At 39.5% G+C, this 1,025-nt stretch carries 1 protein-coding gene; it reads left to right on the forward strand.

Features of this window, described 5'->3' with window-relative positions; translation table 11 throughout:
• Positions 1 to 103: 103 nt before the first annotated feature.
• Positions 104 to 1,025 (forward strand): phosphoethanolamine transferase (locus B4K20_RS09995; protein ID WP_289282773.1); only part of this gene is annotated, 922 nt, incomplete at its 3' end.

Below are 1,025 nucleotides of genomic sequence, written 5' to 3' on the forward strand. Positions count from 1 at the left end.
TGACTATGGAAAAGCCACTGATTTGTCAGTGGCTTTTTTGTTTAAGTATTTTTTAAGTTGCAGGGATTAATCTTGGCCAAAATTAATTTGGTCGAGGTTTACCATGCGTCGTGCAATTCCTTCTCAGTATTTAGTCTTACTGTTCTCTGTGTTCTTGATGCTTGCTTATAACAATGGTTTATGGGTAGGCATCGTTCAGGCCAATCAATTAATCACCCAGCATAATCTATTGTTTTTAGGCTCATGTGCCATCTTTATGACGGCATTGTTTAATCTGATATTCAATTTGGTGTCATCCCGGCACCTGATAAAACCAGTATTGATTTTCATTGTGTTGTGTTCTGCTGCAGCCAGCTATTTTATCGATAGTTATGGTGTACATATCGACAGCTCGATGATTCAAAACGTGTTAGAAACCGATACCTCAGAAACAAAGGAATTATTGAGTAAAGATTTTATTATTCATTTCTTGCTATGGGGTGTTTTGCCAGCATTTTTGATAGCTAAAGTACGGATTGTTCATGTCCGTTGGACAAAGCAATTATTGATGAGCTCGTTTTCTATCACCATGAGTATTTTAGCTATGGGGTTGGTTGCTGCCTTTTTCTATCAGGATTACGCGTCAACATTCCGAAATCATCGCGATTTACGTTATTTAATTAATCCGACCAGTTATATTTATGCGGTCACTAAAATTGCCAAACAACAGTTTGCAGAAGCGGATAAACCATTAATCCCTATTTCACAAAATGCCGCACTTGGCAGCTTAGCGCATGAGAAAAAGCATCGCACAGTGACCGTGATGGTCGTCGGTGAAACAGCGAGAGCAGAATCATTTCATCTGAATGGTTATGAACGTGAGACAACACCAGAGTTAGAGAAAACTAACAGCCTGTATTTTAATAATGCCTCGTCTTGTGGCACAGCCACGGCGACGTCAGTGCCATGTATGTTCTCACCATTTTCTCGTGATGATTATGACGATGAAAAAGGCCATGGTTATGAAAGTGTACTGGACGCTATTT

The organism is Methylophaga sp. UBA5088, from assembly GCF_002414625.1.
Lineage (GTDB): Bacteria > Pseudomonadota > Gammaproteobacteria > Nitrosococcales > Methylophagaceae > Methylophaga > Methylophaga marina.